Consider the following 19157-nt stretch of genomic DNA (forward strand, 5'->3'; position numbering starts at 1 on the left):
CGAACGCTGCACGTCGGGATCAGGGCGGACAACGCCGATGCTGCTGCAGATGTTCGAGGCGAGGCCTGCGACTGCACGGCATCCGCCCCAACGGTGGAACTATCCCCAGGGGATAGCTCTACTGGCATCCATGGGCGTCCACTTCACCGCCTTGTCGGTCGTCTCACTTGCTGGCGAGCAGATCTCGCAGTCGCTCGATGTGCTGCCTGGCGACTTCTGGTGGCACCGGCTTACCCTGCGTTTGGGGTGGTGGTGCGGGTGGTGGCCGTTCGTTTGGCTGAGTGGGTGCCGGTGGCGGGTCTTTCTTGGCCCAGGCATTGAACTCACCGTGGATGGCCCGCTGGATGATGCCGAACAGATACCCAGCGGGATTGCGGATGCCGTGGTTGCTACAACGCGCGGCCCATTCGTCCAGCACGTCCTGCCTCAGCGAGGCATCAACCTGCTGCAATGCCACCTTGGCACCCGCCTGCTGTTCCGCCTTCAGTTGCGCAAAGCGCTTGGGCCATTGCAGATCGTCCAGTGCGCGCGCCTGCGCAGTAGTACGTATTTCATTAATACAACTACTACGTACTGTACGGGCCTGCTTCGGATTCCGAAGAGAGACGTCTGGCGCGGGTTTCGGCCCTGCTTCGGAATCCGTAGTGGGGCGTTCGCCATTCCGAAGAAGGCTCGGAGCCCCTTCTTCGGAATCGTGAATGGCGTCTTCCTGTGGATAACTATCGCTGGCCGTAAGGTCCTGGTTGGCGAGGCGTTCGGCCATCACCTGCAACCGTGACGGGAGGGTGCGTCCGGCCAGCAATGGGTCTTCACCGATTTCCTTGAGCGTGTGCAGGCCCACGATCTGCACGGCCTTGGCAGAATGGCCGAGCGCCTGGCTGACGAGTTGCAGGTAGTCCGGGTCGAGCTGCATGGCCTCGAACGGTGTCAGAGGTTCGTCGTGCAGCACGTACAGATTGCCGAGGATGCGGCCAGTCTTGGGGTCACGCCGTCGCCGAACCAGGCTCAGCCAGCGGGTCAGGCGCATCAGTGTCAGCGCCCGTGCCACGGTTTCATGCGAGGCCTGGCCTGCGCAGGGCATGGACGCCAGCCAGGGCCGCAACTGCTCGTAGGTGGGAAATGCGGTCACACCATCGTCGTTGAGCATCAGCCGGAACACTTGCCAGGCGTTTCGTTCCAGCGGCGTCAGGCGGCGGTCGAGGAACAACTTGCGTGGCACCGTCTCGTGCCGGTTGCCACTGAAGAGGAAAGCATCGCCGGAGGTAGGCGTGGGCGACTGTGCCGGTGTAGGCGCAGGTGCGCTGGGGGCGGGCTTGGGCGCAAGGTCTTTCAGCGCAGCATCGAACAGCTCTGCGAGTGCGATGGGGCCTTGGCGTCGGACTCGTGGTGCGGTGTCGTCCACGGCCATGACTCAAGCCAATCCCTGATCGACCCAGCCCTTGATCGAGGCCCAGACCACCGACAGAGGCAGCGACATGCCTTCGGCCAAGTCCATGGCGGCATCGAGAATGGAGGTTTCGTCTTCGAGATCGACCGTCCTGCTGTTGGTCACGGCCTTCCATTGCCGCCACAGCTCCGTGTCCTGCTCCTCGTCCAGCACGGGATGTCGGCCCTTGCGCTTGGGCAGACCGAGGATTTCACGGCGAAGCGCTACTTCCTGATGCGTCAAGCCATAGAACTTGCTGACCATCTCCGTGCTCGCGCCCAGCCTGAGCATGCGATCGACTGTGGCGATTTCCTTCTCCACGTCCTGCGCCTGCTGGAGCAGCCGCCGCAGCACTTCGCGGTTGACCGTCACTGAGCACCAGGAGACGTTGGCGTTGGCCAGCACGCTGATCAGCGCGGGATGCTTGAGGGCGTCCAGCTCTGCCTCGCCAAACCCCATCAGTTTGCAGCGGCGCAGTTGCCCATTGCGCAGGTCATAGAGGGCCTGGGCGATGACAGCCTGGTTGAGTGGGTGTGCTGTGGACATGCTGGCCTCCCTCGCTTAGGTTCCAGAGTCCGCAGCGCCGGCTTCGAGATCGAGCAGGCGGCGGGCCAGTCGCAGCAGGCGGAACAGCTTGACCAGCGCGGTGTCGCTCAATCGTCGGGTTACGTCGCCCTGGCCGTGCAGCAGCGCCGGCAGGTCGATGACGAGTTGCCCGTTGTCCAGACCGACATCGGCGGGCTGCTGACCGGCCAGGCAAGCCAACAGCGTATGGACGGCACGGCCCAGCGGCGCTGGGTTTGTGGTGCGAGCACGGCAGGCGAAGCCGATGCCGTCTGGGCGGTCATCGATGCACTCGCCCAGGTCTGCCTCGACCGCAATCTCGCGGGCAAACTGCGCGACGTGGATGCGCAGGTGCTCGGGTGTGTCCAGGCCGGGGGCGATGTACCAGACATCCGAGATCGGATAGAGCCCGCCGGCCTGCACCGGGATGGACTGCAAGACATTCGCCGAGAAGTCGTGCGGCAGTGGATCGCCCAACTGGTCGGCGACCATGCGCTGGATGGACTCAAGCCGTTCGGTCGTCGGCGCTGGCGAGACGATGTGCTCCCGAAGCACGTCGTCATCTACCGCCGGACTGGCTGCGCCAGAATGACTGGCGTCCGCGTCGCTCTCGCCCGTCGAGGGCGTTGCCGTCGGCCTCGCAGCAGGTGGCGCAGTATCGGCCGGTGGGCGCGCGATGGCTTCTGGCTCTGGCAAGGCAGGCGGCGTCGAGGGCGGCGTCGGCTCGCTGACCAAGGCCCGCTGGCGGCTCTCGGATTCGGTCATGTCCAAAGCGAGCACGTCGTAATCGACGTCCAGCAATTCGGTCATCTGGCCGATCAGCTCGTCCTGTACGCGCTGCGCAGAGAACTCGTCGGCCTGGACATCGAATTGCGACAGCACATCCTGAAAGAACTCGTCGAAGTCCTGAACCAGTGAGCGGCCTTTGGCGTAGTGCTCCCAGGTGCGCTCGCAGGCCTTGCGCATGACCGACAACCGCTCGACCTGGTGACGCCCCAGGCCGGCGTAGAGCACGGTCGGGATTGCGGGCAGCAGGTAGCGTACGGCGTCGGCCATCCGGCTGATGTGCGACTGCTGCACGGGGTATCCGTCCGCGGCCAGGCGGCGGGCCAGCTCGGACTGGCTCAGGGTGGAGCGGATTTCCAGTTCGTAGAACTCGCGCGCTTTCTCGACGCCCAAAGCGCGCTCAATGAAGGTGAGGCCACCGCGCAGTTCGTTTTCCGCAAGATGTCCGGTGAGCGCGACGATCTCGCCACGCTCGGGCCATGGGCGGAACAGGCATGAGACCCGAAAAAAACGTTCATCCCGGGTCTCCGACCAGAGTTCGCGCAGGATTGCCAGTCGCGTGTTGCCGCCATTGCGGATGATGTAGTGATCGTCGCCGGGCCGCCGGGTGATGGCCGGAGCCGCGTCCAGGCCACGCTCGCGGATGGATGCCTTGATTTCCTCGTACACCGGATTGCGCTTCTTGCGCGGGTCGTGGTCGTAGGGGCGCAACTGGTCGAGCGTCACGACCATGGGCGTGTCGGCGATCGGGTCGCTCAAGATCGTTGCTGACGGGCCGCTGCGCTCGAACCCGGACGCAAGCAGTTTGCCGGCCATCTGCTGGGAGGTGATCTCAGTCATGGCCGCCCCCCTGCGCTTGGGATCGGGTCTCGCGCTCGGCACGACGGATCTGCGCACGGGCGTTGAGGGCTGCCCGGTGATCGCTGGCCGTCGAACTGGTGTAGATCGCGGCGCAGCCTGCCTTGGTGAACTTGAGGTGACCGCCCGCCGTGCGCTTGACGTGCCAGCCTTCGCCGACGGCGAACTCGATCAGGGCGCGCAGCCGATTGTGGCCTCGGGCCAGTTCATGTGCGTTCGCCATGGGGCCTCCTGATATCAAGAGGCTGTGGCGGACGGCCGGACACTGCGGCCAATCGATCCTGCCACTGCGGGAACAACTCGTCGGCAAGATCGCGCATGGTGGTGAGCGCGGCGGGAGCGACTCTGCCCACTGGCTGGCGGTACTCGACCCGATGCACCGGCAGGCCGCGCGTCGCGGCCCGCGGATAAGCCTCAATGGCCGGCACGTCGGTAGCCAGAACCCGAATGCCGGTGTGGCCCTGGAACAGATCGCGCAGCGCCTGCTGGATCAGCCGTGCGTTGGCGGACACCGAATGGACGCGGTTGATGAGCAGGTGCAGCGGCGGCGGCTCGATACCCAGCTGCCGGTACGGCGCAATGTCCGCCAGCAACTGCATGGTGCCGCGCCGCAGTTCGCGGGCGGCGAGGATTTCCGGGGTCACTGGCGACAGCGCGAGGTCGGAGGCCAGCACCGCCATCTCCAGCAGCACCGAGCGCGCGCCCTGGGTGTCGATCAGCACCAGGTCGTAGAGGGGGTTCAGTATCGGCAGCAGGTGCCGCAGCCGCAGTCGCCCGTCTGGCGCGTGCAGCAGCAAGGTGTTCAGTTCGCCTCGGTGGTCGTTGGAGAGCACCAAGTCCAGGCCCGCGATGATCGTGCGGGACACAAGCTGGCCGAGGTCGCGCTCGTTGAAGGCCAGCAATTCATAGATACCGCCCGGCGCACGATGGGCCAGCTCGTAGTAGGAGGACAAGGTGGGCTGCACATCGAGATCGAGCAGCAGCACGCGCAGCCCGGCGTCCGCAGCGAGACCGCCAAGGTTTGCGGCCGTGGTGGTCTTGCCGACCCCACCTTTGGTTGAAATGATGGATACGACCTGCATGGCGTTCTCCGGGTCAGGATGGAAAGTCCGCGAGAGAACGGGTCAGGCCCGGTTGTTGACGCGCTCGTCGATCCACTGATCGATTTCGATGGAATCCCAGCCCACGGCGCGCACGCCCAGACGCAGCGCCTGCGGGAACTGGCGTTTCTTCATCAGGTTGTAGATGTGGGCGCGCTTGAAACCGGATTTCGCTTCGACTTCTTCCAGGCGCAGGATGCGGCGTTCGTTTGGCTGCAGTACAGGTGTTTGCGACATGGCGGTCACTCCTGAACGCTCAGTGGCGTTTGTTGGCGTGACCTCTATTCAATAGACACGGCTGCGAAAAGACATTGCAAATGCAATCCCCGCGACTGCACATACAAGCTGGCAAATCTCAGAGGGAGGCGCTACGCAGTCGGCGCCTGGCGGTGGCGAACTTGCCGTTCAATGTCCGCTCCGCGATGCCCATGGCGCCGCTGTGATGGGCAACCAGCGCGCTGACCACGGCCTCCTGCGTCTTGAAGCTGGAGTACGGCGTGCCCGATGGCGACTGGCCGAGCATCAGCTCCAACAGGCCGCCAACGATGTTCAGGTAGGTGGCCTCGGCCCGATCACTGATCGGACACTGCGCGCATGCCGGAATCACCGTGGGCTGCTTGAGCAGCGCGTCATGCTTGTCCTGCAAATCGCGGAGCTGACGTTTGGTCTGTTCCAGGGCGGATTTCAAAGCCTGGCGTTCGACCAGCATGGCTTGCCCTGTTTCCAGAGAGATGAAGGGATGGGTGATGCGCTCGCCGCGGGAGAAGAGAAAGCCGGGCCGCTGCTCGGGGTAGTGCTGGCGCATCCAGCACTTCAGATCGACATGGCGTACCGTCAGATCAGGCGATTCGATCAACGCGGTGTCGCGCGTCGTGATGCCGTGCTGCCCGAAGGGCAGTTCCCCGTTGAGGATGCCGTCATAGATGCGGTCGGTGTACAGCCGCAGTTCGCCCAAACGTGGGCAGTCCAGCGACTGCGGCAGATTCATAGGCGACGAGACCGAAGCCAGGATCACCTGCTCGTATCGCAGCAGTCCGGCCCAGCGGATGGACGCTTCGAGCGGGCGGTAGAACACCTTTGATGTTGGTGCATCATTTTTGTTCTCGTGCATGCTCCGTCTCCTTCCAGGAGAAGAACTACAGGGCCGACTGCTTTTGCAGCCGTCCTCATGGTCGGCCTGTTGTCCGCGCAAGACGCGAGTGATGACGCCCGCTTTTGATTACTTCTGATCAGTTCGCGCAACGAGTAGGCGTTGTGTGCTCGATGTGCAAAAATCCATCGAGCACAAGAAAATCGAGCGTCCGTCGCGGCTCGACAGTGACGCTTGCACTATCAGGATCGTGAGAAGTTGCGGCTCCCGCAAAACCGTATCGGTATGGTCTGATACGCCAGCGGTTTCAAAAATCTGGGAGCGTCGGAATCTATTGCTCGGGGCTTGGGATTGGCAACGGAAATCCGCTGGCGTCATATCCGATCGGGATACTGATATAGCGAGATAGCATCACAGAGAAATCGCCCGTGGTGACTGCCAGGCGCAGATTCGACGCTAGACGCTGCCTGCCGACACTTGGAAATTGCGAGTTGGCCGCGCAGAAGACGGATGGGTGGTCATGCGAAGCGATCGACCTATTTGTGCCCTGCTTTGACCTTGACCGGACGGTGCTGCCGTCCGGCCTCAGCTCAACGGGCGACTAGATCTTCGGGCGTATCAACCAACATTGCCGTTTTTACCAGGCGCTCTATAGTCTGCCTGGCCAGCACCGGAGACGCCTCCGATTGCTCTGCAAGCTCATCGGTTTCTATGGCATGTGCGGCGACCAGTCGAGCTGCAAGATGCAGGTTGGTCGGATCGACTGCCTCGATGACTGGACACTTGCCCAGGGCATCGTATGGCCGCAGCAGTGCGTGATAGATGTGCCAAGTGTCGATGCCGCGCGGCACCAGCTTCAGGACAGCCTGAATCAGCTTGCGTTTGATGGGGTCGAGTTGCCAGTCCGGGACGCGCTGCCCACGGTGACCCATATGGATCGACAGGAGATTGCCGGCCTGAATCTCGTAAGTGATCCAGCGGCGGGACTTGCCAACCAGTTTGGCGTAATCGGCGACCGATAGGTTGTGAGGCGCCTCGAACATCTCCAGCAATTGCAAACGCTCGCGCTGCACCTCTGACAGCGTGGGGCGCGCGTACTCGGGCAGATGCACCGCCGAAAGTCGATATACGGAAGCTGGAACCGCTGGCGCATCCGGTGCAGGCGCAACGATCAACTGAGGGGCATTTGGATTCAGGGCTGGCGGGTGCGCGACCGCCTGCCCGGCAATCGTGGGCAGGCCCTGCAGCGTGATGGTCAGGTGCGTGCTGGCAACTTCGACCTGATTCTGCTCGAACAAGTCCAGGCGGTCGGCCCAGTCCTGCATCATGACGCGGCGTTGCTCGACGTACTCGGCGTGGTTGTAGGTCGCGCTGATCCGATCCGGATCGGCATGCGAAAGTTGAGCGTCTACCCATTTGGGTGGATACCCCAATTCATTGAGCGCAGTCGAGATGGTGGCGCGAACGCCATGCCCAGTGAGCTGGTCTTCATATCCCATACGCTTGAGCGCGCCATTGAGCGTGTTCTCGCTGAGAGGGTTTTTCAGGCACCAATCACCGGGAATGAGATAGACCTGCGCTGGCTTCAGATTTCCCAGCAGATGACGAACGACTTCTTGTGCCTGCAACGACAGTGGCACGATGTATGGCGGAATATCGGCGAAACGCTGACGCTTCTTCTTGGTGAGCTGCTTGCGTTGCTTGAGCCTGACAACCGGGATGATCCACAGACCGCGCTCTAAATCGAACTGATCGGGCGTGGCGTAGCGCAATTCACCGGTGCGCACGCCCGTGAGCAGCAGCAGACGTAGACCCAGTTGCGTATTCAGGCGACCTCTGTACTTGCGCAACGTCTGCAGCATTGCCGGCAGCTCGGGCATGCGCAAAAAGGGATTGTTCTCCACCGGCGGCAGCGGCATCGCCACCACATCCAAATCCTTGGCCGGGTTGTCGCCCATGTTGGGCACCACCACCGAGGCGTAGGTGAATAGCTGGCTGAACCAGGTGCGCAGCTTCTCGGCGACCGACAGCGAGCCACGCTTTTCGACTCTGCCGATGATGTCCAGCAGATGGGCGCGGGTGACGTCATAGATGGTCAGGTGGCGCAATACGGGAAACACATCCTTCGCGAAGATGCGCCCGATCTGCTTGGGCGTGCTCTGGCGGCCCTCATTTTCCAGAGAGAGGCTGCGGTGGGCCAGCCATTTGTCGTAGATGGCCTGGAAGGTGTGCTCGCCAGCCAGGACGATGGCGTGGCGCTTGCGCTTGCGCTCCGAATGCGGGTTGATGCCCTTGGCCAGCATTGCCCGGGCCTCGTCGCGCAGATGACGGGCGTCTTTCAGGGAAAGCGCGGGATAGCCGCCGAAGGACATGCGCTCGCGCTTGCCGCCCCAAGTGAAGCGGAAGTGCCACGCCTTGAAGCCGGTGGCGGAGATGTGGAAGTAGAGACCGTCGAAATCGACAAGCGAATACGCCTTGCCGGTCACCTTGGCCTGTCGAACCTGGAGGTCTGAAAGCATGAGCCCAACTCCTGCGAAGCGAGTTGGATGCCATGTTCCCGACGGAACGTCTGCTCCTCCAGCAACAATACGGTTTTGGGAACCTCCGCATTGCCAATGTACCACTCAACGTACCGTTTCGATGCGGCTGGGAGTGGATTTCGCTGGATGTCAGTGGATCGAGGTTGGGTGAAAATCATCAATCCTGACAATGACTTACGACGTTCTATGGACTCCGGTGGAAGTCCCTGGAAAGTCGAAGTGGAGCGGGTGATGGGAATCGAACCCACGCTTGAGGCTTGGGAAGCCGCCGTTCTACCATTGAACTACACCCGCATTTTTGACAGCACCTAAACCACTTATAGGCCACACTATAGGGTGTGGTTAAACTTATTAAATCGCTTTAGGGCCGCGCAGCCAAGTATTCTACCTGAAAAACAAGCCCATTAGCGTGCTTGCCAACTAGCCCTGCCGGCAAATTCCGCTGTATTAAATTTATAATGCCGCCATGAACATCCAAGTCACTCCCCCCTCTTCCGATACGCCCGCGATCGGCGGCACGCATATCCGCAGCTTCGTTCACCGCCGCAGCCACATCACGCTTAGGCAACAGCAGGCCTTGGAACAACTGGCTCCGCGCTGGAGCCTGCCCTACAAGCCTGCCTTGTTAAACCCGGAAGCCGTTTTTGGCCGCGCCGCGCCCACCATTCTGGAAATCGGTTTCGGCATGGGGGAAACCACCGCCAAGATCGCTCTGGCTCGCCCGGAAGACAATTTTCTGGGGGTTGAGGTATTCAATGCCGGCGTGGGTTCGATGCTGCAAAAAATCGAAGACAACGGCCTGCAAAACATCCGCATCATTCAGCATGATGCCGTTGAGGTTTTGCGCGATATGATCGCCCCCGACAGCCTGGCGGGCGTGCATATTTATTTCCCCGACCCTTGGCCCAAGAAGCGCCACCACAAGCGTCGTTTGATTCAAGCGCCGTTCATTGCTTTGTTGGCCAGCCGCATGAAGCCGGGTGCGTATTTGCATTGCGCCACCGACTGGGAGCACTACTCCCATCAAATGCTGGAAGTGCTGACGGCAGAGCCCCAACTGGAAAACACCTGCGAAGGCTTTGCACCACGTCCCGACTACCGGCCTCAAACCAAATTCGAAACACGCGGCCTACGTTTGGGCCATGGCGTGTGGGATCTGATTTTTCGCCGGAGCCAAGCATGAACATTATCTTGAACGGCCAGTCGCGCCCCTTGGGCTCGGTGCAAACCGTTGCCGAACTGATACGCGAGCTGGGCTACGAGAACAAGCGTATTGCCATCGAGCGCAATGGCGACATCGTGCCGCGCAGCCAGCACGCCTCTACCGAACTGGCCGATGGCGATCGCCTGGAAATTGTGGTGGCGGTAGGCGGGGGCTGATATACCCGATGGGCATTTATCTAGCCTGAACACCCCTTTTTCACCTTAATTGACACTGACAGACTGCGCGAGCAGCCCAAGTGACACCATAATGGGCGTTCCCCTAGCATTTTGACAAAGGAGAACGCCATGGGTCTGCTCAATTTCATCAAGGATGTCGGAGAAAAGCTGTTCGGCGCCAATACGGCTCAAGCCGCAACGGCTGAAGAGCTGCAAAAAGAACTGGCTAAGCACAAGCTAGACGCCGAAGGGCTCAACATTACGGTAGACGGCGACAAAGTGACCGTGACCGGCAAGGCCGCCTCTACCGAAGCTGCCGAAAAAATCTCGCTGGCCCTGGGTAATACGGTGGGCGTAGCAGCCGTCGACAACCAACTGGAAGTCGAGGCCCCTGCCGCCGAAGCCGTCATGTACACCGTAGTAAAAGGCGACACCTTGTGGAAGATCGCCGAACAGCACTACGGTAAGGGCAAGGGCGCCCAATACAACGTGATCTTCGAGGCTAACACGCCCATGCTGACGCACCCAGACAAGATCTATCCTGGCCAGGTGCTGCGTATTCCCGCATTGAACTAAGCCATTGCCTAGCGGCGGCTTAGCGCAATCCTCCGAAGCCGCCGCGCCCCAGGCCTTTCAGGCCGCCCATGGCGCGCATCATCTTGGCCATGCCGCCTTTCTTCATCTGCTTCATCATGCCCTGCATCTGCTCAAACTGAGCCAGCAGACGGTTGACCTCTTGAACGGGCACGCCCGAACCCGCGGCAATGCGGCGTTTGCGCGAAGCCTTCAGCAACTCGGGTTTGGCACGCTCTTGAGGCGTCATGGCATTGAGTATGCCTTCGGTACGGCGCAATTGCTTTTCAGCCTGGCCACCCTGCAATTGGCTGGCCGCCTGCGAAAACTGAGCGGGTAGCTTTTCCAGCAACGAACCCATATCGCCCATTTTTTTGACTTGCTGCAGCTGATCGCGAAAATCGTTCAGGTCGAAGCGGCTGCTGCTTTTCAGCTTGGCCGCCATCTTCTGGGCTTCGGCAATATCTATATTTTTTTGCGCTTGCTCGACCAGCGACACAATGTCGCCCATGCCCAGCACACGCTGCGCCATGCGTTCGGGGTGGAAAGGCTCCAGCCCGTCCAGCTTTTCGGAAACCCCTACGAACTTCAGCGGCTTGCCGGTCACGTGACGCACCGAAAGCGCCGCACCGCCGCGTGCATCGCCGTCTAGCTTGGTAAGTACCACGCCGGTAAGCGGCAAGGCGTCGCCGAAGGCCTTGGCCGTATTCACAGCGTCTTGCCCCTGCATGGCGTCAACCACGAACAGGGTTTCAATAGGATTCAGCAAATCGTGCAGACTGCGGATTTCCCGCATCATGGCCTCGTCCACCCCCAGGCGACCTGCCGTGTCGACAATAAGAATGTCGTAGTGATGACGCTTGGCGTGCTCGACAGCCCCCGTGGCAATGGCCTCGGGCTTTTGGGAAGGGTCTGAGGGCAGGAAGTCGACCTTGGCCTGTTCTGCCACCGTTTTCAGCTGATCAATAGCAGCCGGGCGGTAAACGTCGGCGCTGACCACCAGCACTTTTTTCTTGCCCGATTTGCGGCCTTGCTGAACGTGGCCGCCTTCGGTCAGCCACTTGGCCAACTTACCGGTGGTGGTGGTTTTACCCGCCCCCTGCAAGCCCGCCATCAAAATGATTGCTGGGGGTTGAGTCGCCAGAGATAGCTCGCTGGCGCCTTCGCCCAGATCGCCCCCCATCAGGGCGGTGAGCTCGCTGTGAACGATACCCACCAAGGCCTGACCGGGATTCAAGCTATCGGCCACCTCGTGGCCCAGAGCTTTTTCTTTGATACGAGCCACGAACTCTCGCACCACGGGCAAAGCCACATCGGCCTCTAGCAGCGCCAGACGCACCTCGCGCAGCATGTCCTGGGTATTGGATTCGGTCAGGCGCGCCTCGCCCCTAAGGGTCTTGACGACGCGCGACATGCGCTGAGTAAGATTTTCGAACATGAACAACCTGCCTGAATGACGTAAAACCCGAACGGAGAAGTGCCTGAGGGCAGCCGCCGGGTCGTGCAAGCGGCCAAGAAAACCGCCGCGCCAGCCCAGGCCACCGCCCAAAGCTGACTGATTAGCATTTACCATTATGTAATGGTCTGGGCTACACTCTAGCATGGTTGCGCGCGGGCATCCCGCCTGCCAGCCGACTTCACTTTACGCACGCCATGCCAGCAGGAATTGTATTGCACTCGCTCGCCGCCTTGGCCTATTCCTTGATGGCAGCGGTGTTCATACGCCCCCTTTCCCGCCAAACCTCCAACCGCCTCGGGTGGGCGGGCCGCATCGGCCTGCTTTTGGCCCTTGCGCTGCACGGAATGGGCTTGGCGGAATCCATCATGCAAGGTCCCAACCTTTACTTAGGCTGGGCGCTGGCGCTGTCCGTCGCCGTCTGGCTGGGCATGATCGTCTTCTGGCTGGAAAGCCTGGCCCTACGCATAGACAGCCTCTTGATACTGCTGTTGCCTGCAGCCGCACTGATTTGCGCCTTGGCGGCCATTTTCCCGAATGCCCATCTGGTTACCAACACCGGCAGCGGTTGGCTACGCCTGCATTTGCTGATTGCCCTGATGGCCTATGGCTTGACTACGGTTTCCGCCCTGCAAGCCTTGCTGATGGCCGCGCTAGACAACTACCTGCACCGACCGGTAGAACAAGCCGAGAAACGCGGTTGGATCAGTCGCGCCCTTGACGCCATGCCGCCTCTGCTCACGCAAGAGCACCTGCTCTTCAGGCTCATCGGTATCAGTTTTTTCGCCCTGACCCTTACCGTCGTCTCGGGTGCCATCGTATCTTTGCAATTGGTGGGTAAAATCTTCCCGCTCGATCACAAAACCGTTTTCACGCTGCTTTCTTGGCTTACTTTCGCCTGGTTGCTGTTGGGGCGTTACGCCTGGGGCTGGCGCGGTCGGCGCGCACTGCGCTGGACACTCCTGGGCTTTGCCCTGCTCATATTGGCGTATAGCGGTAGCCATTTTGTGCTCGACGTCATTCTGAATCGGGGCTAATAAGCATGGGTAAGATTTTGTTCTGGCTGGTTGTCATTTTTGCTGCGTTGATGGTGGCACGTATGCTAACCATGAAAGCCAGGTCGGCCAAGCAGCCGCCTATGGCGGCTCCTAAACCACGGCCTTCGGTTTCCGGTGCCAGCGAATCCATGGTGCGATGTGCCCACTGCGGTATTCATCTGCCACGCTCTGAGGCCTATATGCAGCAAGGGCAAACCTGGTGCAGCAGCGAGCATGCACGCTTAGGTGCCCGCGTATAAAGGGCCCGCAGCATGCACACGGCTGCATTCACGCTAGGCCCAGAAGGCTGGTTGGCCCTTGAAACAGGCGTGACGCACCAGCCCTCCCCCAACTACGATAGGCGCTCGCCCGCCGCGCCCATAGACTTGCTGGTACTGCACAACATCAGCCTGCCGCCCGGTCAGTTTGGCGGCCCCGAAGTCGCCCAGCTGTTTCTGAATCAACTGCCCGTCACAGGTCACCCTTTCTTTGCCCAATTACAAGGTTTGCGCGTTTCCTCTCATTTTTTTGTGCGGCGCGACGGCAGTGTGATTCAGTTCGTTTCCACCCTGGATAGGGCCTGGCATGCTGGGGTATCGTTCTACGAAGGCCGCACGCGCTGCAATGACTTTTCCATAGGCATAGAGATCGAAGGCACCGACGACCTTCCCTATGAAGAAGCGCAATACCAAACGCTGGCCCAGCTTACCGCAGCGCTACGCGCACACCACCCCTTACGCGCCGTAAGAGGTCACGAACACATTGCGCCGGTACGCAAAACAGACCCCGGCCCGGCTTTCAACTGGCAGCGTTACGCCCGTGAAGCCATTTGGCTGCCGCATCAGTTACCGGAATCGCAACGCCCCTAGCCCCGCTGTTGTGCCCCCTCAGGAGACAAGCATGAGCCGACTTACCGCCAAGGATTTTCCCGCCGAACTTCTGCAGCTTTACGACGGCTATGTGCATGGCCGGCTGACGCGCCGCGATTTCCTGGATCGTGCCGCCAAGTTTGCCGTTGGCGGCCTCACCGCCAGCGCCCTGCTGGCCGCTCTTAGCCCCAATTACGCGCTGGCGCAGCAGATTCTGTTTACCGACCCCGATATTCGGGCCGAATACATACGCTACCCTTCGCCCAACGGCCATGGCGAGGTACGCGGCTATCTCGTCAGCCCCGCCAAGGTCTCTGGCCCCGTACCGGGTATTGTGGTAGTGCACGAGAACCGCGGCTTGAACCCCTATATTGAAGACGTGGCGCGGCGTGTGGCCAAAGCGGGCTTCATTGCCCTGGCGCCCGACGGCCTAAGCTCGGTGGGCGGCTACCCCGGCAACGACGAGCAAGGCCGCGCACTGCAACAACAGGTAGACCCAGGCAAGCTGATGAACGACTTCTTCGCGGCCATTGAGTACCTGAAAGTCAGCGATCAAACCACAGACAAAATCGGCATTACGGGCTTCTGCTATGGCGGTGGAGTTTCTAACGCCGCTTCCGTGGCCTACCCCGAACTCGCCGCCGCCGTGCCCTTTTATGGCCGCCAGGCGCGCCCTGAAGATGTCACCCGTATACGCGCGCCTGTGCAATTTCACTTTGCCGAAACCGACCCCAATGTAAACGGTAGCTGGCCAGCTTACGAGGCCGCACTCAAGGCCGCCGGCACGCCCTACGAAGCGCACATTTATCCCGGCACTAACCACGGCTTCCACAACGACTCGACACCGCGCTACGACGAAGCCGCAGCCAAGCTGGCCTGGGAACGCACCCTAGCCTGGTTCAACAAGCATTTGGCTTAAGGGCATAAAAAAGCCGCATCCTGTTTGAAAGGGATGCGGCCTTGCACAGCTAAAGGTTGCTTGTTAGCTTAGCCTTGCTTAAGCAGCAACTGGTTTACGCGCTTGACGAAACCAGCGGGGTCTTCCAGGTGCGCGCCTTCGGCCAACATGGATTGCTCTAACAGCAGCTTGGCCCAAGCACCAAAGTCTTCGTCAGAAGCAGCCTGCACACGCTGGAACAAGGCGTGTTCGGGGTTGATCTCCAGAATAGGCTTGGACTCGGGTACGTCTTGGCCAGCTGCTTGCAACATGCGACGCAGTTGCGGGCTTAGCTCGTTGGCATCGACCACCACGCACGCGGGCGAATCCACCAGGCGCACGGTGACGCGAACTTCTTTCACCTGTTCACCCAGGCTGGCTTGCAGGCGCTCAACCAAAGGCTTGAAAGACTCGGCCACTTCGGCCTGATGCTTCTTTTCTTCCTCGTCGGCCAGCTTATCCAGATCCAGGCCGCCCTTGGCCACCGACACCAGCGGCTTGCCGTCAAACTCGCGCAGGTAGTTCAGCATCCATTCGTCGACACGCTCGGACATCAGCAGTACTTCTATGCCCTTCTTGCGGAAGATCTCGAGATGCGGGCTATTGGCTGCAGCGTTGAAGGACTCTGCCGTCACGTAGTAGATGCTGTCCTGGCCTTCCTTCATACGGGCCACGTAGTCGGCAAACGTGACGTTTTGCGTAGGTTCGCCAGAATGCGTAGAAGCAAAGCGCAGCAGCTTGGCAATACGCTCTTGGTTGGCCATGTCTTCGCCCGTGCCTTCTTTCAGCACCTGACCAAACGCGTTCCAGAACACGGTGTAGTCTTCGGGCTTGTTCTCGGCCAGGTCTTCCAGCACCGACAAAATACGTTTGGTGCTGCCCTCGCGAATCGCACGCACATCGCGGCTTTCCTGCAGAATCTCGCGCGAGACGTTCAAAGGCAGATCGGCCGAATCGATAACACCACGCACGAAGCGCAGGTAGGCCGGCAACAACTGCTCGGCATCGTCCATGATGAAGACGCGCCTGACGTAAAGCTTGACGCCACGCTTGGCATCGCGGTCCCACATATCGAAGGGCGCACGCGCAGGAATATAAAGCAGCTGGGTGTATTCGCTGCGGCCCTCTACGCGGTTGTGCGCCCAGGCCAGCGGGTTCTCGAAATCGTGCGCCACATGCTTGTAGAACTCTTGATACTGCTCGTCTGTAATCTCAGACTTGCTGCGCGTCCACAAGGCATTGGCCTGGTTCACGTTTTCCAGCTCTTCGCTCTTGACCTGCTCGGATTTTTCCTCGTTCCACTCTTCCTTGTACATGCGTACCGGCAGCGAAATATGGTCGGAATAGCGACGCAGAATTTCGCGCAGCTTCCAGCCGCTCAGCAGTTCGTCTTCGTCTTCACGCAGGTGCAGAATGATGTCGGTACCGCGACCGGCTTTTTCAGCAGCTTCTATGGTGAACTCGCCCTGGCCGTCGGATTCCCAACGCACACCCTCTTGGGGGGTGAGGCCCGCACGGCGGGTAATCACGGTGACTTTGTCGGCCACAATAAACGAGGAGTAAAAGCCCACGCCAAACTGACCAATCAGTTGCGCGTCTTTTTGCTTATCGCCTGTAAGTTGGCTGAAGAATTCTTTAGTGCCCGAGCGCGCAATGGTGCCCAGGTTAGCCACAGCCTCTTCACGCGACATCCCGATACCGTTGTCAGAAATCGTGATCGTGCGGGCATCTTTGTCGAAATCGACGGTAATAGCCAGCTCGGCCCCGCCTTCCAGTAATTCGGGCTTATCCAGCGCTTCGAAGCGCAGCTTGTCGCACGCGTCGGAAGCATTGGACACCAGTTCGCGCAGGAAGATTTCTTTGTTGCTGTACAGCGAATGAATCATCAGGTGCAGCAACTGCTTGACCTCGGCCTGGAAACCCAGGGTTTCAGCGGTAGTGGTGCTTGAGTCTGTCATGGCGTATCGTGAAAATCAGGTTAAAGATAGAAACCTGACACACATGGGGGCCGAACCCGGCAATTTCAAGACCGCCCCCATACGCCCGATGCTGCGTGTCTCGTTCGTGGCTTAAGGTTGGCCCACCACGCTGAAGGTGATCTGAATATCGTCGGCAACAATGCTGGTGTCCTTCCATTGCCCTTCGCCCACATTGAAATCAGAGCGCTTAAAGCTGAAGGCGCCTTCAAACACGCCGCCCTTGTCATCTTCCTTGAAAGTAAAAGGCGCTGTTACCGGCTGGGTTATCCCCTTTATGGTCAGATTGCCCGTCACCTGAAAGCGGTTGTCGCCCAAGGCCTCTACCTTGGTAGAAGTAAACGTCGCCAAAGGATGTGCGCCTAAAGCCAGCCACTCGTCTTTGGCCAACTCTTCCGTGGCCTCGTCGTAGCCTGCGTCTACGCTGGCCAGCACAACCTCTAAGGTCACTTGGGCGGCCTCTGGGTTGGCCGGGTCAAAACTAAAGGTCGGCGCCTTCAGCTCGGCAAAACTGCCGTCCATTTTTACATTCATCTGGCTATAGCCAAACCCAATTTTGCTGGATTGACCGTCTATCGAGGTGTACGTGGCAGCCGTTGCCTGCCCCAAAGCCCCCAAGCCCAAAGCTGCAGCCAAAACCGCCGAACGCAAGAATGAAACCTTCATAAAAACTCCTTTGATGATTGATAGGCGGGGCAGACACGCTGATTAAAGCTTGCGCCCCGTGCGGCGAATCATGCACAAGCGTACAAAACGCCGCATAATTTCCATATTCAAAACAATAAGGCTACTCTACCCTTTTCGCCTGGCTATCGGTAGCTTTCACCAGCACGTGCCTATCGGGTTCGCCATGAAGATAACTTTAAGGCCATCTTGCCCGCTAATAAACCCGGCAAAGCGTCACAAACTATTCTTACCATAAGAACAATAGGAGCCAAGGAAGTATGGATAAGCTACTGGCAATGAGGGTATTTGAGCGCGTGGCCAACGAGAACGGCTTTGCCGCAGCAGCGCGAACCATGGATATGTCGCCCCCAGTAGTCACGCGACTGATCGCCGAACTGGAAGCCCATTTGGGTACGCGGCTATTTCAACGCACCACACGGCGCGTAGCGCTGACGGAAGCGGGCGAAGCCTATCTGTCCCGTGTGCGCCAGATACTGCAAGACCTGGACGAAGCCGACGGCATCGCCAGCGCCCACACTAACCAACTGGCCGGTCGCCTACGCATACACACCCAACCCGTGCTGGCCAGCTACGTCATTGCGCCCATGTTGTCGAAGTTTCGCCAACTATATCCGGGCATCATTATTGATTTAGAAGTGGATTCGCGCCGCGACCCGCCCATAGAAGACTATGACATCACCCTATTGGGCGTAGATGCCAGCTTTGACGCCGACATCGTCGCACGCAAAATCACCGGCACCGAAGTCATACTGCTGGCCTCGCCCGAGTACATTGCACGCAAAGGTACGCCCAAGCAGCCACCAGAACTGGCCCAACACGACTGTCTGCGCCTGAAAGCACCCGAAGGGCCGCTGCGCCCCTGGCGTTTGTGGCACGCGAATCAACGCGAGAAAGCGATAGAGGTCGCCATAGAATCGGTAATCGTCGCCAACCACACCGACACCCTATTGCGCGCCTGCCTGGACGGCGCCGGCATTACTTCGATCTCGGTGGATATTGCGGCGCCCTACCTGGCGCGGGGGGAATTGGTTCGAGTATTGAACCCGTGGATAACAGGGCAACTTGCCATGTACGCGGCGCTGCCCAGCCGCAAGTTCATTCCGCAAAGATCGACGGTATTTTTAGACTATTTAACGGAACATACCCGCAAGCAAACCAGCCAAGCCATGCAGGCCTGTGGGGTTAGCTAGCGGGTAAGCTTTCATCAACGTGGATTAGCTACGATTAGCTGATAGCGCTAGGGTACTGCTGAGGTGCCAGTTGGTTCAGCTTTACACCGGCCTGGCCCACGCGAAACTCGCCATTGCGAACCGCCTCAGCCAGCTCAGCCTGAACTTCGGCACGCGTAGCACCAGGAGCCGCTTGATGTGCAGCGTAGCGCTCGGGGTTCAGCTCGTTAAGCTTTACACCAGCTTGACCGATACGAACGTCACCGTTACGTACCGCAGCCGCCAGTTCCTCGTTCACGTCTTCACGCGTTAGCTGCGAAGCCTTTTGCTGAGCGGGATACAGATGAGGCAGCAGCTCGTTTTCCTTCAGGCCGGCCTGGCCCACGATAACGTCACCGTTACGAATGGCTTCGGCCAACTCAGCCTGAACCTGAGCGCGGGTAACGGGGGTGGCGTCGGCAGCGATGGCTTGGCCAGCCAGCAAAGTACCTAAAGCAAGAGCAATAGCAGAGGCTTGTGTGCGAATCATGATGTGTCCTTTCTGTTTCAGTTAGTTGCCTGAAGCACAGTCTTTGCACTTCAGGGCGCCTCGAAAAACCTCCGCCTCGCCCGCCCTTGGTAAAATTACGACGTCCTGAACCCCGCAGCCTGCACCGATGAAACCACGCACCGCCATCAAGACCGACCTGTTCGCCGACGAGCATCACCG

General features: G+C 59.9%; 20 protein-coding genes and 1 tRNA gene. 8 read left to right on the forward strand and 13 right to left on the reverse strand.

Translation table 11 applies throughout. The features are described from left to right. Window positions 1-163: 163 nt before the first annotated feature. The 9 genes from H0484_RS14340 to H0484_RS14380 form a co-directional block, all read right to left on the reverse strand. Window positions 164-1408 carry an STY4528 family pathogenicity island replication protein gene (locus tag H0484_RS14340; protein ID WP_022579831.1) on the reverse strand — a complete coding sequence of 415 codons (1245 nt, stop codon included), beginning with the start codon at window positions 1406-1408 and terminating at the stop codon, window positions 164-166. A 3-nt stretch (window positions 1409-1411) separates the two neighbouring features. Beyond that, window positions 1412-1972 (reverse strand): DUF2857 domain-containing protein, encoded by a 561-nt coding sequence (locus tag H0484_RS14345; protein WP_022579830.1) that lies wholly within the window; start codon window positions 1970-1972, stop codon window positions 1412-1414. A 15-nt stretch (window positions 1973-1987) separates the two neighbouring features. Then, entirely contained in the window at window positions 1988-3616 is a 1629-nt protein-coding gene (locus H0484_RS14350) for a ParB family protein (RefSeq protein WP_226955324.1), read from the reverse strand. Then, window positions 3609-3857 carry a hypothetical protein gene (locus H0484_RS14355; RefSeq protein ID WP_022579828.1) on the reverse strand — a complete coding sequence of 83 codons (249 nt, stop codon included), beginning with the start codon at window positions 3855-3857 and terminating at the stop codon, window positions 3609-3611. The genes H0484_RS14350 and H0484_RS14355 overlap by 8 nt, the downstream gene beginning before the upstream one ends. Continuing rightward, on the reverse strand, window positions 3841-4716 hold the full coding sequence (locus tag H0484_RS14360; RefSeq protein WP_226955326.1) for a ParA family protein: 876 nt from the start codon (window positions 4714-4716) through the stop codon (window positions 3841-3843). Before H0484_RS14360 ends, H0484_RS14355 begins: the two co-directional genes overlap by 17 nt. A 42-nt stretch (window positions 4717-4758) precedes the next feature. Continuing rightward, entirely contained in the window at window positions 4759-4971 is a 213-nt protein-coding gene (locus H0484_RS14365; protein WP_014603611.1) for an AlpA family transcriptional regulator, read from the reverse strand. A 118-nt stretch (window positions 4972-5089) separates the two neighbouring features. Beyond that, the gene (locus tag H0484_RS14370; protein ID WP_034027966.1) at window positions 5090-5845 is read right to left on the reverse strand and encodes a hypothetical protein; all 756 of its coding nucleotides are present in this window, start codon (window positions 5843-5845) and stop codon (window positions 5090-5092) included. 569 nt (window positions 5846-6414) lie between these two features. After that, window positions 6415-8343, reverse strand: a complete 1929-nt coding sequence (locus H0484_RS14375; protein WP_226955327.1) for a tyrosine-type recombinase/integrase — start codon at window positions 8341-8343, stop codon at window positions 6415-6417. Window positions 8344-8584: 241 nt separating this feature from the next. Continuing rightward, window positions 8585-8658: transfer RNA gene (locus tag H0484_RS14380), tRNA-Gly, on the reverse strand. Window positions 8659-8830: 172 nt separating this feature from the next. On the opposite strand from H0484_RS14380, the gene trmB reads away from it, so the two are divergent. The 3 genes from trmB (at window position 8831) to lysM (ending at window position 10320) form a co-directional block, all read left to right on the forward strand. Beyond that, window positions 8831-9547 (forward strand): tRNA (guanosine(46)-N7)-methyltransferase TrmB, encoded by a 717-nt coding sequence (gene trmB / locus H0484_RS14385; protein WP_226955328.1) that lies wholly within the window; start codon window positions 8831-8833, stop codon window positions 9545-9547. Further along, on the forward strand, window positions 9544-9744 hold the full coding sequence (thiS, locus tag H0484_RS14390) for a sulfur carrier protein ThiS (RefSeq protein WP_226955330.1): 201 nt from the start codon (window positions 9544-9546) through the stop codon (window positions 9742-9744). Before trmB ends, thiS begins: the two co-directional genes overlap by 4 nt. 129 nt (window positions 9745-9873) lie before the next feature. Further along, complete coding sequence (gene lysM, locus H0484_RS14395; protein ID WP_226955332.1) at window positions 9874-10320, forward strand: peptidoglycan-binding protein LysM; 447 nt, start codon at window positions 9874-9876, stop codon at window positions 10318-10320. Between the two features lie 19 nt (window positions 10321-10339). Here lysM and ffh read toward each other — a convergent pair whose 3' ends face one another. Beyond that, window positions 10340-11755 (reverse strand): signal recognition particle protein, encoded by a 1416-nt coding sequence (gene ffh, locus H0484_RS14400; protein WP_226955333.1) that lies wholly within the window; start codon window positions 11753-11755, stop codon window positions 10340-10342. Between the two features lie 215 nt (window positions 11756-11970). On the opposite strand from ffh, the gene H0484_RS14405 reads away from it, so the two are divergent. Genes H0484_RS14405 through yghX form a run of 4 tightly spaced genes read left to right on the forward strand, consistent with a single transcriptional unit; the run spans window position 11971 to window position 14598 of the window. After that, on the forward strand, window positions 11971-12810 hold the full coding sequence (locus tag H0484_RS14405) for a cytochrome C assembly family protein (RefSeq protein WP_226955335.1): 840 nt from the start codon (window positions 11971-11973) through the stop codon (window positions 12808-12810). Between the two features lie 5 nt (window positions 12811-12815). Continuing rightward, window positions 12816-13070, forward strand: coding sequence for a PP0621 family protein (locus tag H0484_RS14410; RefSeq protein ID WP_226955336.1), 255 nt, complete (start codon window positions 12816-12818; stop codon window positions 13068-13070). 12 nt (window positions 13071-13082) lie between these two features. After that, the gene (gene ampD, locus H0484_RS14415; RefSeq protein ID WP_226955337.1) at window positions 13083-13679 is read left to right on the forward strand and encodes a 1,6-anhydro-N-acetylmuramyl-L-alanine amidase AmpD; all 597 of its coding nucleotides are present in this window, start codon (window positions 13083-13085) and stop codon (window positions 13677-13679) included. A gap of 31 nt (window positions 13680-13710) precedes the next feature. Then, window positions 13711-14598 carry a YghX family hydrolase gene (gene yghX, locus H0484_RS14420; RefSeq protein WP_226955339.1) on the forward strand — a complete coding sequence of 296 codons (888 nt, stop codon included), beginning with the start codon at window positions 13711-13713 and terminating at the stop codon, window positions 14596-14598. Between the two features lie 68 nt (window positions 14599-14666). Here the strand turns inward: yghX and htpG are convergent, their stop codons facing one another. Beyond that, entirely contained in the window at window positions 14667-16574 is a 1908-nt protein-coding gene (gene htpG, locus H0484_RS14425) for a molecular chaperone HtpG (RefSeq protein WP_226955340.1), read from the reverse strand. A gap of 111 nt (window positions 16575-16685) precedes the next feature. Then, window positions 16686-17258: a YceI family protein gene (locus H0484_RS14430; protein ID WP_226955341.1), complete on the reverse strand. Its 573-nt coding sequence runs from the start codon at window positions 17256-17258 to the stop codon at window positions 16686-16688. Between the two features lie 278 nt (window positions 17259-17536). On the opposite strand from H0484_RS14430, the gene H0484_RS14435 reads away from it, so the two are divergent. Further along, a complete protein-coding gene (locus H0484_RS14435; protein WP_226955342.1) occupies window positions 17537-18469 on the forward strand; it encodes a LysR family transcriptional regulator in 933 nt (310 codons plus the stop codon). Between the two features lie 34 nt (window positions 18470-18503). Here H0484_RS14435 and H0484_RS14440 read toward each other — a convergent pair whose 3' ends face one another. After that, on the reverse strand, window positions 18504-18977 hold the full coding sequence (locus H0484_RS14440) for a DUF4148 domain-containing protein (protein ID WP_226955343.1): 474 nt from the start codon (window positions 18975-18977) through the stop codon (window positions 18504-18506). Window positions 18978-19157 lie beyond the last annotated feature (180 nt).

The organism is Mesopusillimonas faecipullorum (genome assembly GCF_020539505.1).
Lineage (GTDB): Bacteria > Pseudomonadota > Gammaproteobacteria > Burkholderiales > Burkholderiaceae_B > Mesopusillimonas > Mesopusillimonas faecipullorum.

What these genes read in the sequence shown, in the direction of transcription:
- lysM (WP_226955332.1), top strand. Translation starts at nt 9,874, where the DNA reads ATGGGTCTGCTCAATTTCATCAAGGATGTCGGAGAAAAGCTGTTCGGC.
- H0484_RS14360 (WP_226955326.1), bottom strand. Translation starts at nt 4,716, where the DNA reads ATGCAGGTCGTATCCATCATTTCAACCAAAGGTGGGGTCGGCAAGACC.
- H0484_RS14370 (WP_034027966.1), bottom strand. Translation starts at nt 5,845, where the DNA reads ATGCACGAGAACAAAAATGATGCACCAACATCAAAGGTGTTCTACCGC.
- H0484_RS14345 (WP_022579830.1), bottom strand. Translation starts at nt 1,972, where the DNA reads ATGTCCACAGCACACCCACTCAACCAGGCTGTCATCGCCCAGGCCCTC.
- H0484_RS14410 (WP_226955336.1), top strand. Translation starts at nt 12,816, where the DNA reads ATGGGTAAGATTTTGTTCTGGCTGGTTGTCATTTTTGCTGCGTTGATG.
- H0484_RS14355 (WP_022579828.1), bottom strand. Translation starts at nt 3,857, where the DNA reads ATGGCGAACGCACATGAACTGGCCCGAGGCCACAATCGGCTGCGCGCC.
- H0484_RS14435 (WP_226955342.1), top strand. Translation starts at nt 17,537, where the DNA reads ATGGATAAGCTACTGGCAATGAGGGTATTTGAGCGCGTGGCCAACGAG.
- htpG (WP_226955340.1), bottom strand. Translation starts at nt 16,574, where the DNA reads ATGACAGACTCAAGCACCACTACCGCTGAAACCCTGGGTTTCCAGGCC.
- thiS (WP_226955330.1), top strand. Translation starts at nt 9,544, where the DNA reads ATGAACATTATCTTGAACGGCCAGTCGCGCCCCTTGGGCTCGGTGCAA.
- ampD (WP_226955337.1), top strand. Translation starts at nt 13,083, where the DNA reads ATGCACACGGCTGCATTCACGCTAGGCCCAGAAGGCTGGTTGGCCCTT.
- H0484_RS14430 (WP_226955341.1), bottom strand. Translation starts at nt 17,258, where the DNA reads ATGAAGGTTTCATTCTTGCGTTCGGCGGTTTTGGCTGCAGCTTTGGGC.
- H0484_RS14350 (WP_226955324.1), bottom strand. Translation starts at nt 3,616, where the DNA reads ATGACTGAGATCACCTCCCAGCAGATGGCCGGCAAACTGCTTGCGTCC.
- yghX (WP_226955339.1), top strand. Translation starts at nt 13,711, where the DNA reads ATGAGCCGACTTACCGCCAAGGATTTTCCCGCCGAACTTCTGCAGCTT.
- H0484_RS14340 (WP_022579831.1), bottom strand. Translation starts at nt 1,408, where the DNA reads ATGGCCGTGGACGACACCGCACCACGAGTCCGACGCCAAGGCCCCATC.
- H0484_RS14375 (WP_226955327.1), bottom strand. Translation starts at nt 8,343, where the DNA reads ATGCTTTCAGACCTCCAGGTTCGACAGGCCAAGGTGACCGGCAAGGCG.
- ffh (WP_226955333.1), bottom strand. Translation starts at nt 11,755, where the DNA reads ATGTTCGAAAATCTTACTCAGCGCATGTCGCGCGTCGTCAAGACCCTT.
- H0484_RS14405 (WP_226955335.1), top strand. Translation starts at nt 11,971, where the DNA reads ATGCCAGCAGGAATTGTATTGCACTCGCTCGCCGCCTTGGCCTATTCC.
- H0484_RS14440 (WP_226955343.1), bottom strand. Translation starts at nt 18,977, where the DNA reads ATGATTCGCACACAAGCCTCTGCTATTGCTCTTGCTTTAGGTACTTTG.
- H0484_RS14365 (WP_014603611.1), bottom strand. Translation starts at nt 4,971, where the DNA reads ATGTCGCAAACACCTGTACTGCAGCCAAACGAACGCCGCATCCTGCGC.
- trmB (WP_226955328.1), top strand. Translation starts at nt 8,831, where the DNA reads ATGAACATCCAAGTCACTCCCCCCTCTTCCGATACGCCCGCGATCGGC.